The organism is Paradesertivirga mongoliensis (assembly GCF_024436395.1).
GTDB lineage: Bacteria > Bacteroidota > Bacteroidia > Sphingobacteriales > Sphingobacteriaceae > Paradesertivirga > Paradesertivirga mongoliensis.
The window spans coordinates 976,716-993,984 of record NZ_JAFMZO010000003.1; the positions used below are offsets into that span (position 1 = coordinate 976,716).

At 41.7% G+C, this 17,269-nt stretch carries 16 protein-coding genes; 1 reads left to right on the forward strand and 15 read right to left on the reverse strand.

Annotated features, from left to right (window positions below):
- Positions 1-123: 123 nt before the first annotated feature.
- The 15 genes from J3P43_RS15230 to J3P43_RS15300 form a co-directional block, all read right to left on the reverse strand.
- Positions 124-462 (reverse strand): YbbC/YhhH family protein, encoded by a 339-nt coding sequence (locus tag J3P43_RS15230; protein ID WP_255903938.1) that lies wholly within the window; start codon positions 460-462, stop codon positions 124-126.
- Positions 446-3,589, reverse strand: coding sequence for a DUF6443 domain-containing protein (locus tag J3P43_RS15235; RefSeq protein WP_255903940.1), 3,144 nt, complete (start codon positions 3,587-3,589; stop codon positions 446-448). The genes J3P43_RS15230 and J3P43_RS15235 overlap by 17 nt, the downstream gene beginning before the upstream one ends.
- A gap of 30 nt (positions 3,590-3,619) precedes the next feature.
- Positions 3,620-4,048: a hypothetical protein gene (locus J3P43_RS15240; protein WP_255903942.1), complete on the reverse strand. Its 429-nt coding sequence runs from the start codon at positions 4,046-4,048 to the stop codon at positions 3,620-3,622.
- A 3,841-nt stretch (positions 4,049-7,889) separates the two neighbouring features.
- Complete coding sequence (locus tag J3P43_RS15245; protein WP_255903944.1) at positions 7,890-9,032, reverse strand: type II secretion system F family protein; 1,143 nt, start codon at positions 9,030-9,032, stop codon at positions 7,890-7,892.
- Between the two features lie 21 nt (positions 9,033-9,053).
- Positions 9,054-9,530 (reverse strand): PulJ/GspJ family protein, encoded by a 477-nt coding sequence (locus J3P43_RS15250; protein ID WP_255903946.1) that lies wholly within the window; start codon positions 9,528-9,530, stop codon positions 9,054-9,056.
- Positions 9,520-9,882 carry a hypothetical protein gene (locus J3P43_RS15255; RefSeq protein ID WP_255903948.1) on the reverse strand — a complete coding sequence of 121 codons (363 nt, stop codon included), beginning with the start codon at positions 9,880-9,882 and terminating at the stop codon, positions 9,520-9,522. Before J3P43_RS15255 ends, J3P43_RS15250 begins: the two co-directional genes overlap by 11 nt.
- Positions 9,870-11,111: a hypothetical protein gene (locus tag J3P43_RS15260; RefSeq protein WP_255903950.1), complete on the reverse strand. Its 1,242-nt coding sequence runs from the start codon at positions 11,109-11,111 to the stop codon at positions 9,870-9,872. The genes J3P43_RS15255 and J3P43_RS15260 overlap by 13 nt, the downstream gene beginning before the upstream one ends.
- A gap of 27 nt (positions 11,112-11,138) precedes the next feature.
- Positions 11,139-11,819, reverse strand: a complete 681-nt coding sequence (locus J3P43_RS15265) for a toxin-antitoxin system YwqK family antitoxin (RefSeq protein WP_255903952.1) — start codon at positions 11,817-11,819, stop codon at positions 11,139-11,141.
- Positions 11,820-11,822: 3 nt separating this feature from the next.
- The gene (locus tag J3P43_RS15270) at positions 11,823-12,326 is read right to left on the reverse strand and encodes a hypothetical protein (RefSeq protein WP_255903954.1); all 504 of its coding nucleotides are present in this window, start codon (positions 12,324-12,326) and stop codon (positions 11,823-11,825) included.
- Positions 12,327-13,283 (reverse strand): fibronectin type III domain-containing protein, encoded by a 957-nt coding sequence (locus tag J3P43_RS15275; RefSeq protein ID WP_255903956.1) that lies wholly within the window; start codon positions 13,281-13,283, stop codon positions 12,327-12,329. It lies immediately after the preceding gene.
- A gap of 77 nt (positions 13,284-13,360) precedes the next feature.
- Positions 13,361-13,819 carry an immunity 26/phosphotriesterase HocA family protein gene (locus J3P43_RS15280; protein WP_255903958.1) on the reverse strand — a complete coding sequence of 153 codons (459 nt, stop codon included), beginning with the start codon at positions 13,817-13,819 and terminating at the stop codon, positions 13,361-13,363.
- A gap of 336 nt (positions 13,820-14,155) precedes the next feature.
- Positions 14,156-14,533, reverse strand: coding sequence for a hypothetical protein (locus J3P43_RS15285; RefSeq protein ID WP_255903960.1), 378 nt, complete (start codon positions 14,531-14,533; stop codon positions 14,156-14,158).
- Positions 14,534-14,989, reverse strand: coding sequence for a hypothetical protein (locus J3P43_RS15290; protein WP_255903962.1), 456 nt, complete (start codon positions 14,987-14,989; stop codon positions 14,534-14,536).
- 106 nt (positions 14,990-15,095) lie between these two features.
- Complete coding sequence (locus J3P43_RS15295) at positions 15,096-15,743, reverse strand: hypothetical protein (RefSeq protein WP_255903964.1); 648 nt, start codon at positions 15,741-15,743, stop codon at positions 15,096-15,098.
- 230 nt (positions 15,744-15,973) lie between these two features.
- Positions 15,974-16,396 carry a hypothetical protein gene (locus J3P43_RS15300; RefSeq protein ID WP_255903966.1) on the reverse strand — a complete coding sequence of 141 codons (423 nt, stop codon included), beginning with the start codon at positions 16,394-16,396 and terminating at the stop codon, positions 15,974-15,976.
- A gap of 452 nt (positions 16,397-16,848) precedes the next feature.
- Between J3P43_RS15300 and J3P43_RS15305 the strand changes: the two genes are divergently transcribed.
- Positions 16,849-17,232, forward strand: coding sequence for a hypothetical protein (locus J3P43_RS15305; RefSeq protein ID WP_255903968.1), 384 nt, complete (start codon positions 16,849-16,851; stop codon positions 17,230-17,232).
- Positions 17,233-17,269: the final 37 nt, after the last annotated feature.

Below are 17,269 nucleotides of genomic sequence, written 5' to 3' on the forward strand. Positions count from 1 at the left end.
CGCTCGATGGGGCTCATATAACACACCAAGGTTAGCTTATAAATAACAAAAGCCTGGCTCATCTAAGAACCAAGCGTTTTACATTTTTTTTCGATACACGTGATCCACTTACGGGATGACTAATCACTTCCCATGTATAACCTTCAAAATTTTACAATCTTTTTTTCGAATTTCAATATAAGGAACCCCGCCTTTTTGCTCTTTCAATGTCCCCATCACGACCCAAACGCTATCATTCATTAAAGTCGCTTCAAACGGCTCATTCTTGTATATTTTTTTACCATAAATAGGTAACCAGACTGCCTCTGCAATTTTTATAGCCGTTTCCTCATTAGGAACATAATCATCATTGTCCAACTTCTTCTCTTTTAGTTCAATACAAGATAAAAGCAAAATCGCAATCAACAAAATTGGGAATTTAAATGCAATTATCTCTTTCATGATTTCAATCGTTCTGTTCATCTTCTTTACGTTTTATCACGGGTGCAACTCTAGTATTATCTTGTTTAGCTATATTCTCTGGAATCTTGATCTCAGAAAGCGGCTTCAGTGTAAGCGGTTTCTCGGTTGGAGAAATAGTATTCTTTCGATCTGGGTCGTTAGGATCGCTGGATAAATCGGTAGACAAGACAGATGTTTTACCTGTTTTTGGATCGTATTTCTGCAATGCTCCATCAGGCGAGGTTAAATAGCCGGTTAATCCTGTTTTATCATTGTCGTTTTTATCTGTTGGAGAAAAGTGATTATTATCATAACCCTTTTCATATTTCCCGTGGGAATGAATATCAGCAACCGGTTTTGTTCCGTCAGGAGCAGTGCTACATGTCACAGCATCATTACCTCCCTTATTGGGGTTTGTATAAGTGTAATAAGTCTTACCATTCTTATTTACAACATAGATTGTTGAACCATATTCCTGACCTTCTCTTATAGAATTATCATTGAATGTTTTACCAAAGTCTCTTGCAGCTCGATCGACTGTCTTAAATAAATCCCCAGGTTTCATTCCATCTGGATCTATAAAACGCATCGGATTGTTAAAGCAGTAATTATACGGAGACCACCTACGCATTTTTTCCGCCAATGGATCTATCGTCGTCCACCTTGCTATCACCGGGTCATAGAACCTTGCGCCGTAATCATATTGATCCTCCAGGTCAACCTGTTTTTCTTTACCATTATAAAGATAGCGGTTATTGTTTGAAAAGTTATACAGCGCTTTCTGTAAACCAAATGAATAATATTCATCCTCCTGCACTACCCGTGCCTGGCTGTTGTACTGGTCGATAGATACACGTACGTTTCCAAGATGATCTTTCAGATTGTACACGTAATTGTAGGCACTGCCACTTCTTACTGCTTTTCCTTCTTCTGTCTGTATAAATTCTATCTGGCTGTTTTTATATATGATCCCGTTAATGTAATCCCAGATCCCATCGCTGCCCGTATTACTTAGTTTTACGCCTGAAGCAGTATAGTTGTAACTGGCGATCGTGGTTCCGCTCTGCTTTATCGCCGAAGGCAGGTTAAGCAGATTGTACTCAATGGTTTTCGTCTTTCCATCGCTGGTAGCATTGCCGTTAGCATCATACAGGTAGTTGCGGGTAGCAAAGCCTGTTCCGCTGACAGAGGCCAGTTGGTTACTTTGTCCGCTGTTATGATACGTGTAGCTTAACGTACTGTAGCTTTGACCTCCTCGGGTTAGCGACTGGATGTTGCCCATTTTATCATAGCTGAGACTTTCATTTAAGGTGCCTGCCGTAGATACCGCATTCTCAAGCCGGTTTAGTTTATCGTAACCGTAGTAGATGCTTTTGCTTCCGCTGTGGTCTCCTGAATAAAACTGCTGAGCAATATTACCATTGTATTGCGGTGTACCGGTGTCTGGGGTATTATAGCGCAGGTCAAGATTAAACTTACCTGAGTTTTGTGTACGTAACCAACCCCTTTCATTATAGGTATAACCAGTGCTTTGAATACCGTTGTGTAAGGCTTTATCTTTGAGCTGGCCGGTTTCGCTATAGCTGAGCTCGGATAAGACAATCGGAGTTGCCCCGTTGATGCTTTGTGTGGTTTGTTTTTTCCTGCCGACATGGTCGTAAGTGTACCCTGTGGCAACAGTGGTGTTGCCGCTGCCTAAAATATTATGAGTGCGGTGGCTCGACATCAGCTCGCCGGTAATATTATTATAAGTGTTTACTATCCGGTCAATACCGCTTTTGTGGTTCTGGCTTACCGATTCGATTAAGCGTCCTTCTTCATTGTAATAGTTAGCCGTCAGGTAAGAGGCTGAGCCATCCACAGTATAGACTTTGCTTCCGGTAAGCAGGTCTTTGAGACGGTTGGTTACCGTTACCTGTGCCGGAAGGCTGGAGGCTCCGGGAATGGCGGAATCGTAATAATTTACCGTCAAGGGTGTTATTCCTGTGGTAGGGAAAGCAGTCCCGGGGTATTCTGAACCGGAGCTGCGGATTTCCCACTTTGGCGCAGCATCAATCTGTGTCTGCAAGGTCGACCGGATATCTGTAGTTGTAAACACGCCTGTACTGATTACTCTGCCAAAGGCATCATACTTCGTGTATAACCATTTGTTCTGGCTCTGCTGAATGGCATCACGGCTAAGTACCACCTGATCAAGCGTATTGTACATCAGCTCTTCCCATCCCTTGCCCGGCAGCTTCTTTTTTTCTACCCGGTTACGGTGGTCATAATGATACGCATAGATAAACTGGTTGAACGGGTCGTCTGTGCTACCTTCTGTGAAGCTTGTTGCGCTTACTGCTGGCGGTATCACATACTTCAGGTTTCCGAAGTCGTCGTATACATAATAGGTCGATAGCGATACCGTTTCACTTTCCCAGATTCTTTTCAGCACTACCTTACCTTCCTTATCTTTAAATTCTTCGATTGTTCCGGCTTTGCCTGATGTCCAGTTCTCATCTTTGCTTACCGTCTTATATAACTGGTTAGCGCCATAAAAACTATTCGTACAGCTGGCTCCGCCTCCCGTGCTGATCGTCCAGAGATATACTTCACTGCTCGCATTCGAGCCATACTCCATTTTCACAGTGTGGCCGTTGCTCAGCTGCCAGGCATCACCCGGTGCCCCCTGTTCTATTACCCGGTTTAAGGGAGAGAGCTCAAACTTGGTCTCTGCAAAAGACGGGGTGATGCCTCCGGCTGAAGGGATCGTTATTACGCCATACGTACTGCCGCTGTTATAAAAAGCATTTTGACTGGTGATGGCATTAGATTTATAGGCTCCATAGCTGCTGCCTTCGGCATAGGGAAGGTACTTTTTTGCTTCTCTGCCGTAGGAATCGTACTCGACCGGTTGAACAATATCTTTGTTTGTCGGACTGGCAAAGGTTTGTACTGTTTGCATCGGCCTGCCAAGGCCATCAAAGTATTGCACCGTCTGGTTTACTTCATTGGCTGGTCTGTTGCTGAGTTGTGAGGGGGTGGTGAACCCTACTCTGGGGCTATAAGTAACTACATAATTCTTATCTCCACTCAGGCTGCTGGTTTGCCCGTACAAGGTAACCCCTGTCCCCAGGGTTAGCAGCAGGACGCCTATTAGTTTTTTCATCGTGACAGGTTTATCGTGTAAATAGCTGTATTATGGTTTCTTGTCCTCTTTTGTCTCCTCCCGCCTTGTTCTCTCCTCTTGTATTTTTTGCTGCTGGGCCTGCCTCCGCTGCTCCATCTTTGCTCTCTGCGCCTGCTGCTTCTCGGCTATCTTGGCCTGCATCATCGCCAACTGTTCTGGTGTAAGGATGGCCTTAATTTTAGCCTGCCGTTCCTCATGCAACTGCTTCATCAGCGCCTGTCTGGCCTGGGGCTTCAGGCTGGTATCTCTGGCAGTACTTCTGATCTTCTCGATGTTATAATCCAGCGCTCCTGCTATTTCTTCTGCTCGTTTCTTATCTACCGACAACGTTTTAGACAGGTTGCTTATGCGCTCTTCTTTGGAAGGCTGTGCGAGTTGTTGGGCCTGGCTGCTTAGTGCAAAGGCTATCATCAGTAGTATCATATATAGTCTTTTCATATCTTCCTTTTTTTAATTCTCAATAATGATTGATAGTCGATTCAGATTGATAGCCTGTATTTGAAGTGATATATACATAATAAGTGTATTGATCATATAGATATCCCCAATCATCATCCCAGGCGTATTCCTCGTAATAAGAGGTTTCCACATTCCCGAAATAGAAGCTGTTAGTACCCGAGGGAACCTGAATGCTGGAAGAAAACGTGCTCGGACTGGACCCGCCGTTGTAGTAGTATCCCATTTCATTTGTGTAATGAACATCCAGATTGCTGGTGAGCGTATAGGGCTGGGTGCAAGCCGCATCCGAATAAAACCGAAAATACAAGTCTGCCCACCAGTAACTATGGTAGAACTCTCCAATATAACCATAATCACCAGTCCTGTCCTGATACTCAGCCCGGGCATAAATAGTTTGCGTACCTCCGCCACCAGTGTTAATCACCAGAGGAATGCCAATAGAGTAGCACGTAGTTTGCTGGCCAGCATAGTTATAACAGTACTCTTTCAGTATATTCCCGTTATGGTCTTTTATCCTGGCTAGCCGCTGGAAATTATCGTATTCATAATAGCTCGTTTGCCCACGAGGGTCGGTTTCACTGCTCATCCCTAATCCTATTTTANAGGTATAGGTACTTATTTGGGCCGAAGGAAGGCCCCCGCGTAAAGAAGACAGGTGGCTGCGGATTGCTGATTCTGTATTACTACCGTCATCCAGGAAGGCCTGGTTCACTAACGATATAGCCGTATTATAATCGGCTCCAACAATTTTAGCGACCGGATAAAGTTGGCCGTACCCATAGATATAGCTGGTTTTTAATCCACCCTTCTCTGTTTGTTCTAATATATGACCACGACTGTCATAACGATCTGCTGTCACTTCTGTTTCAGGCGTTGATCCGCCCACCGATGCACGAATTGCACTCAACTGAGCCTGGATGGGGGTATTTATGAGAGCATAATCACGGTTAATCTTCTTTATTTCCTTACTAAGCGTTTGGTTAGTGGAAGTTTCTTCAACAGGCGTAGAAATGCGGTTCTGGAGAGTAAGTTCCTGGTAAGCCGGGTCAGAAGGATAATCGTACGGGTACTTATAAGTAGTCCGTATCAGCCGTCCCTTGCTATCGGTGGTAGTCATTGCTGTTTTCTGAAGAGGATAAGCAGTGCTTCCATATTCGTATTCTTCATCAATAGTGATCTCCTGGCCATTTGACCACTTCTCTGTGATGGAAGTTCCGATCTGGCGCTTTAACCCAGAGTGATGGTAGCGATTAGCAAAGGCGTAAAGGCTATAGCGGCTGTGGAAGTCCTGTTCCATCAACTCTTGATCACCGTAGTATCCGCCAGTCCTGATGGGAAAGAGACGTTGCGTCATCACCAGATCGTGAATCGAATTTAAAAGGGAGTCCTGATAGTGATATAGCTCTACCCGCTCATAGCCAGGCGAAAAGATATGTTTTGACGTGAGTGTTCCATAAGTCCATGGCTTGTAATTATTTGCAAACAGCTTGAACTTCGGGTTGGACTCACCGGTGATAGAATAGTATGGATAATCTAAGCTTTCGTACGTGTAGGCATCATTAGTGTCGTACGTATATGTGGTTGTCTTGTCTCCTTCACTTTCTGTTACCTGGTTATAAGTGACGGAGGATCCTTTAGGCGACATAGGGATAGCTGAGTGCTCCGAGATGGTTGTACGCCGGCCCTCATAGTGTTCAGTCGTCACGGCATCATGCTGTAAGTAAAGATCCGTACTTGGATAGTATTCGCAGTGACCGCCACCATAAGTATAACTCTTATGCGACGCGATTTCATTTTGAGCGGTATAGCTTACAATATCTTTGATTCGAATACCACCCGTTGGACGATTAGCGTTATCCCTATTCCCTTCGTAGAAAAATTCGGTATATCCTTTAGTGGGATAGGTAATGGTTTTCAACATCATGGACATAGCCGCCAAAGCGTTGGGTTCCCTATCGGCTGTGCCCCCTGCGGTATAAATCTGATTATGTTGACTGAGATCTGCCCAGAAAGAATGAAAATTTGGTATACCAATTAGATTTCCATTTCCATCTCGCGGACGTCCATTATAAAAGCCCCAGTGATCTTTGCTAAGGGAGAAGCCGGTTCCCGCGGAGTAATATGTGAAGCTGTAACGTTCTTGTTCTATATTATTAGCATCTTTAAACACTACATCATTTAATATCCGCGAATTAAACTGACCAGGAGTAAATGCCGACTCTGTGGCAAGAAATTCCACCTTCTTTAACAACTCATTCTTGCTGTTGAAAATTTCTATACGATCAAGGTATTTCAGGCTGTTTAAAAAGAAAAGCAGATATCCTCCTGAAAATGTTATTCTCTGGGGGACCCGTGTACTATACGTTCTCCCGGATGAGGTCGAGAGGTATTGATTACCGTTATAGTGAGAATAAGGGAAATATGGCGATATATTGCATGATTGAGGATCGTGCGAGCACTCTGAAAGGGCATTATAATAATCATCCAGTCTATACTGCCATGAATATTCTCCAAGATTATAAGAAGGGCCATCCTGATACTGATAATTGACCCCCATTCCCGGATGGCGTGAGGAGATGAGGGATTTTAAATGCCAAGTGGATACTGCATCATAATCCCACTCGCGCTTGTAGTCGTACCAGGTCTGATATTCTTCATATCCCGGACCTCCAAAAGAGTATATAATTCCGTTCTCGTCTGTGTTTGTTTCGGGATTAAAGGTGTCTTTCTGCAAAACAAACATCTCATTTAGATTGGGGTAGAGGTCGCGTGCGTTGTTAATAAACTTGCCCGACCGTCCGAGAACATTGTAACTCCAGATATCCAACTCATGATCAATCCACGTTTTGGAGTAAGTATCTTTCATTTCCTGATAACGGGTATCGTAGTTATAGGTGAAATCTGCCGGGAGATACAATTGATACGGACCACCATCTGGAAGCCCATTAATTACGCGAGACTGCATACCTCCTGTGTGTAATGTCCATCCCGGGCCGATAAGTCCACGATTGTCGTTAAGGTTCAATCCGGACGCATGAAAGCTGAGATAAATCGGCACCTCAATATCTCCTTCCCGTATCGTGTAAATTGGCACTTTAATATCCGGAACTCCAGTGAAATGGCTCACGGGAAAATCCCCATACTTTTGCATTTGCATGGTTAATGGGGAGGGTGGAATCTGACTAGGGAGCCTGTCTTGAGAAATAGCGTGTAGGCTAAACAGCAAAAAGGCCAACTGCAAGATCACTTTCTTGATTCGCGCTGTTGCTCTCTTAATCGTTGGACTCGCTGACGTTAAACGTTTGATTTGGGCAGGGAACATCAAAGTTGAGAAAATCATAAGAAATACAAGTAGGTTTTAGTTGAGCTGTAAATAAAGTAGTCACCATGATATTAGGAGTATGCTGGCATTCTGATAAATCGATTGTTTGCAGTTCTGGATCTAATAGTGTTGAGAAAGAAATTCAGATTCGACATGATTAATACTTGTTAAGTTGGTATCATCAAAAATAAAGAGGCTCACTGCAGCCAAACTGCAGTGTAAAAAACAATAATGGGTTTATTTATTAATGTGCTGTTATATTTAAGTGCATTAGAAAGGATTATAACTCTGATTATCCAAGCACGCTATCAGAAAGCAGAGACATGATAATGGCTTCACCAAAAAAGCCAAGGTTCCGTTCTGAAATAGGCAATTCCTCTAAGTTGAAGCCGGTAATAGAGATCAACACTCTAACAAGGCAATAGCCCGGTTGGCCAAGTGATTTAAGTTTTGGTAGTCTTTATGTAATTTGTAAAGATGCGCTCCAAACCATGTCCATTAAAAACCATTACTCATCTGAAACATCGGCAAATACATCGCAATCAAAATCACCCCCACTACCAAACCCAGAAAAATTATAATCAATGGCTCTAGAAAACTGCTTATAGTACCGGTCCGGTACTCTACTTCTTCGGTATACTGATTAGCTATTTTTTCAAAGAAGTAATCCAAGCGGTTTACTTCTTCGCCTACTTTTATCAGTTGGACAAGCTTAGGTGGATAAAAGCTGAATTTCGAAAGGCTCTTATGCAATGATTCGCCCTTAAGGATAGATTGCTCCACTTCGGCTAAAGAAAGTTCAATAGGATAAAACCCTATCATCTGCCTAACCAATGCAATAGAACGAAGAAGAGGAGTGTCCGTGCTTACCAGCAGGCGCATAGTATTGGCAAAGCGTGCCAGGTAAATCTTTCTTACGATCTCCCCGATTACAGGAAGTCTAAGAATTAAGGCAGATGAAAGTTGTCTAAACCAAGGTTTAGTCCGGCTCATCACAACAAAACCGATCAGCAAGCACAAGCCAGCCAAGCCATATAAGAAAAATTGGTCAAACCATCCCGAAACCTTTAAAATCAGTGCGGTAATAAATGGCAATTCGCCCCCAAAGCGCTGAAATACATCGGCAAACATGGGCACCACAAATTTGAGCATAAAGAACACTGCCCCCATAGAAGTCGTTAACACAATGGCGGGATACGTTACCGCGCTGATCACTTTGCGCCGCTGAGAGATCTTGCTCTTAAAATACTTGGCCAGATTGGTAAGCACTTCACCGATCCTGCCGGTTTCTTCCCCGATGCGAATGCTGTAAAAGTCATAATCACTGAATTTGCCCGTGCTTCTGATGGCTTCAGACAACGGACTGCCCGTTAACACCTTGTCTTTTATCTCTGTAAAGAACACTTTGTCTTTAGCTTTATCCTGGTCAACGAGGATCAGCTCTAAAGCAGTTTTCAGGTCGATGCCCGAAAGCAACAAAGTACTTAACTCTAAATAGAAAGCCTCCTTCTTCCGGTCGGGCACCTGCGGCTTACCAAAGGAGATCTCCTTGTTCAAAACCTCTGCCCATGAGAAGGCATTACCCGATACAGGCTTCTTCTTTTTAGGACTTTTATAAGAGGATAAATCTATCGATGGCATGACTAATCATCTTTATCTATTTCATTCAAACAACTCTTCCGCGCTATACTTCTTAGTATAACTTAAAGGTATTGTTTTATCTTCCAGAGCGATCTTAAAACTGATCTTGTCGACTAAGTCCCCTTCAAACACCTCCTTTTGCTCAAACACGCTTAGCAACTCAGAACTCCGGATAAATAAGGTATCTGTTCGCAGGTTGTATTGGTTACGCAAGATATAATCCGGCTGAAACTGGTACCGCACTTCCCCTTCCGGCATCGTTAACAAAAAACCATCGGTTGCTCTCAGCACTTTTGTACTAAGAGAGATATCCCTCTTCAGCATTTTATCGGTAAGTGTAAATTCAGATATCGTCTTATTCTTCTTATCAAACTGGCGGTAAGAATTGCTTACTACCCGGTACGCGGTATAAGCAATCACAATACTAATGGTCGCCAGCAACATCGAAACGGTCACCTCTATAATCGTAAAAGCGTTCAGCTTACTATTAATTCTCATCCTCCTGCTTTTTGATAATCTGCTTTAGTTCAGCAAGCCTCTGACCGTTCTGACTGGCTTCGATCTTTACATAAAGCAGATCAGAATAGCCTGCGTAGGCTGTAACTGTTTTGGTATATTCAATACTGTCAACCTGAACAACCGCATCTTCGAAATCCTTATTTTCAATACTCTCCTGGAGGATCTTTTTCATTTGCTGTTGTGCGCCTGCCCTGCTGAAAGAAAAAGCTGATTGAGTAACCTTGGTGTAAATGCCTATGGCTACGGTAAACACCGCCATGATAATTACCATAGAAATGATTACTTCTAAAAGTGTAGAAGCTGCGACACGCTTTAACATTAGTTTAGCCATTTTAAAATTCTTCTTTCTGGTATACTCTGTGAAAACAACGATGAGCTCAGGTAATACTTACTCAGGTTTTTCCGGTTAAGGGTAATATCAATCAGGTAATTTTCATAGAGTGTGGTTGGAGTTTGAATAATAAAACGGTTACAGGAAACTTTCCCAAAAACAGTTACCGGTCTCTCCATTTTTATAAACCCTGATGCATATACTTCACCTTTCACACGACAGTTCTTTCCCATGGAGATTTGAGTTTGCAAATCGCTGCGGCTTTTCTCGAAAGCAAACAAAATCCCCGAGAATACCGAGCCGCTTCCTAAAGCTATTTTCGATTGAATTTTAGAAGATGAGGATTTAATGATTCCCATGCAAGAGGGATAATTAAACACGGTATTCTTTCCCGCGACTATAGAATCGCGGGCAAAAAGCTGACAAGTTCCATTAAAGCCTTCTTCAATCACAATAGCGGGAGCAAATACCAGCACATTGTGTAGAGCTGCACTGCGAGAAATCCTTAAAGTGGTGTCGCACAAAAGGATGATCTTCCCCCCGATGCTGGTATTGGAAACCGAAGCAGCTGATTTAGAAATACGAATAACCTGCGCTTCATGGAAGAAAGAGTTGAATACGGAATCCGTCAGGTTGGAAGCATTGCCCCTCGTGTCATTGAGCCAGCGTTCTATAAAAGAAAGCCGCTCAGCACTTAAAGGAGGCAACGATCTTGAACTGCTTCTGATCACGCCATTTACTAATTCTTTCCCTCCCGAATAAGGCTTACCCTCCACATAAGCCTGCTTAATGCCGGCTTTAGGCACTATTGCATCTCCGGTGATCCGGGTGCTGCCGCTTACCGAGATAGGTCTATCCTCATCACTTACATACATTGCTGATAAATCATTGTAATTTTCTGCGATAAAGAAGGCCTTTTTAACGGTATCGCTGAGTGTGAAGGACTTCACAGAGGCCAGGTCGTAAAGCCCCCATTTCTCCTTGCGAAGAATGATACTGTCTGAATTATCTCCCGGCATTGCAGTAAGCATATCACTCTCATACTGGTTATAATCTTTCGACAGAAGAATGGCTGTACCGGAGTTCAGATTAGTAAGTAATCTGTCATAGCGCATATTTTTTTGAAGCTCCAGCCTGTAAAAATAGGCCGTGCTGATCAGCGAGGCAGAGAAAATCGCAATCACTACTGCGATTACGATAACGATATAGAGGGCTGATGCTTTAAGCATTATTTCTTTGAGGCCGCAAATCCTGGGCTATTCCTTGCTCCTTCTTTTTTTGGTTTCGGAAGACTCCGCTGGAATTGTATCGCTATCCTTTTTTCTGAAGATGACCTTAAAAAACCCATTCACTTTCCTTTTGACTTTAGATACAGTGCCGGCAACTTTCTTTTCCTTCGTCGGTTTAACAACAAGTTCTCCGTCATCGTACTTCAACACCTGCACACTATCCTTACCGGTGTATGTGGTAACCTTGCCTTGTAATTTCCCTTGCCGGTAACGGCCAGTCCGGCTAACCCCACCCTGCTCGTTATATTCTCTTAAAGGTCCGGTCTTTAATCCTGAACGCCATTTCACAATCTCCTTTAGCTGCCCGTTCTCATGCCAGGTTTTCCAGTCCCCATGCTGCAATCCCTTCTTAAATTCACCCTGCTCCTTGAGGTTCTTGTTCGTGTAAAAAGCCGTATACGGGCCGTTGAGCAATTTTCCACTATAGCCTCCCTGAGTACGGTTCACCTGGTTAGCGCTATACCAGTAATAAAACAGTTCCGGGTCGGCATGCACCTCTTCGTTAACAGGATACAGATGAGCCACAATAGTTTGCTCTGTGCTGTTGAGCATGACCTTCTGACTGACGGCGGTTACCTCCTTAAGATAGCTTTGTGAAAACACTTTGGAGAAACAAGAAATGAAAACTAGGATGTAGATGTAACGCATAGCTTATTGTATTCGAATGAATTTGGTCTTACCCTGATATATTACTTTAACAGAATCTTTAAGGTTCTTCAGCAGCTTAAGTCCTGCAACGTCCTGCCCTTCGCTTAGCATGTATTCCTTTCCATTCAAAGTCATAATTGCGGTTACCCGCTTATCAGAAGAATTCAACACATAACCAGTATATTTTACCGCATCCCAGTTCACCTGGGGCGCGATCGGCTGAGGGTTATGGATTGCTATTGCAACAGCAGTATTTTGAGATGCCGGTTCATTTGCTTTTATGGCTTCGCTTGAGTTTTCGAGAAATGGATCGCCATAGTTAAGTGCGAGCGTAAAAGTATCTTTCAGTTTGTAATCATCGAGCGATTCGTTAACGAAGGTAGATTTCTGCAGAGGTCCTGATACCACTTCATCGCTATCTGTTGCACTAAACACCCTGTAGAAGATTATTCCCCAAACAGCGGATACCGACAGGATCAGCAGGTAAGTTAAGGCTTTGTTCTTCATCTACTGCACCGTAAAGCTTCTCACTTCGCTAAAGGCGCCGTAATTACCCGCCGCGTCTACCGCCCTCACTTTCCAGTAAAGGGTCTCATTAAATTGTCCCTCATTGAAACTAAAACTTGTCCCGTTTAATAACATGGGGTAAGATGAATTATAATTGGTTCCGCCATCAGCCTTATAAACCACCAGTTGATATTTCGATGCGCCTTCCACACCTGCCCATTGCAGCGTTACAGGTTTGTTTACCACCTGACCGTTAGACGGCAAACTCAGGTTAACTTTATCAGGGGCGGTAGCATCCAGGGTAAACTGAAATATGGGCGACCATTTAGAAACCTCATCGGCACCGGCTTCTGCTCGTATCCGCCATTGGTATGATTGATCTTTAGTAAGCGAAACTGCATGAGAAAGGCTTGGCGTGGCCGAATCAAAAACCAACTTAGCTGGGTCTGAAAAATTATTGGTGTCAATCTGTATCCGGTACATCTCAGAGCCAAATAAGCCGTACCAATTGAACGTTATATTTTTTTGATTGGTGATATATCCGCTGCCGGGGCCCTTAACTTGTATCTGCTGGGCGGCAATTGACGACTCGTGGACAACCAGACTACGTGTGGAGTACAAGCCACTGGTGCCCGAGTTTTCGGCACGTACACGCCATTCATATTCGCCCGGATCAAGCGTAATACTAAATTTATTATTGCCTTTTATTAAGGTATCAATAAGCAGTTCTGCAATGTTTGTGAACGACGGTGATGCAATCTGAAGCCTGTAAGAAGCATTATCAATCGGCTCCCACCAGAAAGTTTGATTGTACTTGTTTGTCTCGTGATTATCTCCTGGCGAGGTTAGAAATACTTTCGAATCGTCCAGATCTTTTTCGATAAACTCACTGCATGAGGATAAAAGGAGCAAACAAAAAAGGACCGCGCCGGATTTTAAGGTAAGGTTTAGTTTCATCAGGATTAGAAATTGGATTAAATGTATTGTTTTTTATAAAAGCATCCAAACTTCTTTGAGCAACAACAAAGAATCATTTATTTCGCCTTCATCTCTTCAACCCACCTGTTAGGTCTGCCTTCGTAATGATCGACTATTCTCTCCTCAACATGTTCGGCTTCCCATACCGCAGCTCTTTCTAAACCTAGACAATCTTCTTTATTGGCTGCTGTTATATCTCCAGAGTTAGGGTCGTATAAGGAAAACTTATCTGGATTCTGTGCATCCTGAATAAACTTCATTGGAAGTCCAAAAAATTGTTCTTCTAACGGACGTTTGCCAATCTTCTCCCATCGACCCGACGTAACAACATCATCATAAACAGCTACAAAAAAGAGCACATTATGCTTAGCTATTTCATTTACATCAACTACCTCATAGGTTGTAAGATCATAGATGGCATATGATGCCTCCTTTAATATCCTTGCATAACCAAACTTTCCGTTAGGCAAATTAATTTTTAAAAATGCGCCTACTGTTCTCTGTTGCCTTGCCATAAATTTTAAAGTTTGTTTGCTTCTTTTTCATATTGATCCTTTCTAGGATTTTTGGACTTACTGATCTAATTGGGTTACCGGACGTTCCACCCCTCTGACTTCGCTTTGCCATTTACACTTGCGGTTGGTGTTCCACCATACCGCAGCTTATTGACTAGACAGATCGTTGTGGTACGGTGAAAACACCGACCACAGGTTAAAATCACCTTTACAGACTTCTCAACATTATCAGAATAGTCCACTTGCCTTCTTTTACAACCACATATTCTTGTATATCTATGTCTATTTGTCCTAAGCCAAATTTCAGTCTCTGGAGAACACCAACGGCTTAAATTATTAAGAACTTAGAAGACTAGTTCTATTATCCAGCATCCTACTAATCTCTTTTGCTTTTTGTGTAATTTCTATCCAAGGGGGGTCTTCTAATATTTGCTCGTCTGTTTTTCCTGAAGCATCATATTCATTTATCTTTTCATCTAATTCTGAGAATAATATATATAGAGCATCTTTACCTTTCACTTGCTCATAATATTTAACATATTGCTCGAAATCGAAATCATCGTATAAGATATTTATAACTTCAGAAAATGACGAAATATAATGCGGATCTTTTCCTAACCAAGTTTTTTTCTGAGAATCAATGTCTGCAACGTCTTTAATTGCGTTAAAAATACTTCCTTCCCAATTCTTAAGATTTTCATTTTCTTCTATCATTTAAATTTTACGATATACTTCAACTTCTAGATACTCTATACCCTCCTCCTCATAAAAATCCAAGAGAATTTTTTGTGATAAATCCTCAGAAATCAAACTAATTAGACCAGCATGTTCATCACTAAAAGAAAAATCAATATTAAACTCTTTTAATGATTTGATTTTAAGAGTGCCGCAATCACCCGAATAAGAGGTAAATAAAAAATATTCAGTATCTTTTTGAGAACGAAGGTCTTCAAGTAATTTCTCTAATTCAGCCTTGTCTTCGAATTTGAGCCTAATCGTACAAATAGGTGTATTTTGAAATTTAACGTCGTAAAGCTCATCAGTATCGACTATTGTAAGTAAATCACTAGCCGCAACTTGCCTTTTGGTAATTTTATTAAGCTCTTTTAAATAAGATGGCAAATATTGCTTCCCAAAGAGTCGCCTCTTTTTTTGATCTGTAGTTTCCATTAGTGGTTAACGTCATTACCATTTCTGGCGAAGACTTGCGTTACTAAGGGGTCGTTATAAAAGAACCCTGTGGTTATGCTATTTGCACCAAAGTTCACTTAATACTCTATCTGGAGGCTTTGTGAATATTAGTGTTTAACAACTCTATTAACCGTTCATAATTTGGCAAATAAAATCCCGCCTCAAAATTTTGGTAATACTTTTTATAAACGTTTTTCAGATCGGTATAACTTTCTGATTCTACTAGATACGCTATAATTAATCCTTTGAAGCCTTTAAATATCGGACCTGTCAGAGATGTATCCTCGGGTCTAGTATTAAGAGCGGTATGTATTGTACTAAGAGGTTCATATTTATTAAAAAACTGTAAAGCAACTTCCTTAAATGAATCGATCAAACTATTAACTACGATATCAATTTCCGTCTCGTCGGTAATCGTAAGCCGATTTTCTATTGTAGCAGACAAAAGAGCTTCTATCGAGCTACCGATTGTTGGAGTACCTTTCTTATACTTATCTTCAAAGTCTGATATCTGATGAAAGATATCTTCGACAGCATTTTTTCGCACTAATACGGTAGGGTGCAATTGCCAGCCATAATCTTTTTGAAGAAAGATAATTTGATATTTCTCCCACCCATCTACCGTTTTTCTAGATAACTCCCCTAGTGATTTATTCAGAGTAAAACCAAATGGCTTCGCAAAATATGCAACGCCTTTCAAAACCTCTTGCTTTAAAAACTCTCTTTTAGTCATTGTAATCATAAATCACCTGGACGAACCACATTTACCTTTGTTGGAGGGATCTTGGTTCCAGCCGGATATCCTTGAGCAGCCCCTTTATTACCGACTACAGTACCCCCGTTCTTTTCTATTGAAGGATGGGCAGCCTTTTGATTTTTTGTCAATCTTGCTGTAGCAGACCCTTTAGCTTCTGTTAGCTCAATATTACCATTTTTTGTACTTACATTATCCCCTCCAGAAAACTATCCCCAGTTACTCCAGTCTGAATCAAGTGAATCTCTCCATAGTCCCTTACCGATGTCGAGATTAGTCGCTGGCGAAACTGTAGGGTCAATGCCCAATATTGTTCCCAATGATACTACCCGCATATCTTTTTCCTCTACATCAGGCCCAGCACCAGCAAACATTTCCCACGCATCATTTTTCCAACGCATCACTTCTGTAATTGTGTGGCCTAATAAAGCATTGATGTTAGTGACAACCGTTGAGTCTTCTGGAACGGAATAATCCCATTTACGATCTAGCCATTGCCAAACTGGTTCTGAAGAGACATTAAATTTTTTAGACATATCAGGAATATTAAGGGTATATTGTTCTCGATCAGGTAAGATTTGTAAAGCTTCAACTTCTTCTTGTTTGTAAAAATCAAATACACCCAACATCATTAATTTACTCCAAGAAGGATCTACCTTTGAAAGCGAAAAAAGTCCCTAAAGTATCGACAGTAATTTTTCGATCATGTTCATCCTTTTCTTTTTTCAACCCTTTAATGATATTATCAAAGACAACAAGCAATTCATCTTCCAGATAATATATTCCACCCGCAAAAATCAGTTCAAAACCAAACACATTGCCTAGCCCAACGGTATATGCATACCTGGGCTCTAAATACTACCTACTATAGTTATGTGATAGCCGTATTTATCTATATTTGACTTAATTAAATCTTTAAATTGGTCTTTTTCGTTCATAGTTTTTTCTGGTGTAACCCTTTATGAAATCTTTACAAACAGCAGCATATTTCGACTCTCTAGCGAACCAGTGCACAGAGAGTAGAGGTATGGTAATCTTTTATCTATTCTTGTAACCTATTAAAGTCTCCAAAACCTTCAACTAAATGGAACATGAAGCGGCACTTATACAATCATTTATAAAAAAAGATAAGCAAGAACGATATCTTACTCTCTTAGCTTACAACAAAGGAAGAGATAAATTCCGTTTGTCTCTCTCCCATTTAGAGTTGAATTATGAGAGAGCCCATAAAATTCTACCCAGCGAACAATATTCTGCTTCTATTATAGACTTATTAAAGCGCAATAATGCTCCAGAGCGCTGTTACATAATTTGCGAACATTCCGAGTTTGACAGGAAAGTAACAACCATCGAACAGGCCCTTAGTCTTCTTTTCGCCCAAAGGCTAGTTTTTTTTATATCCTGTATCCCTGGAAAGTTAGTGTACTTCGAAAACGAAGGATTAGGAGAAAGATATCTTTTATACTAGTCACAATAGCTTGGTAAGACCTAAGGGGCATATGAAA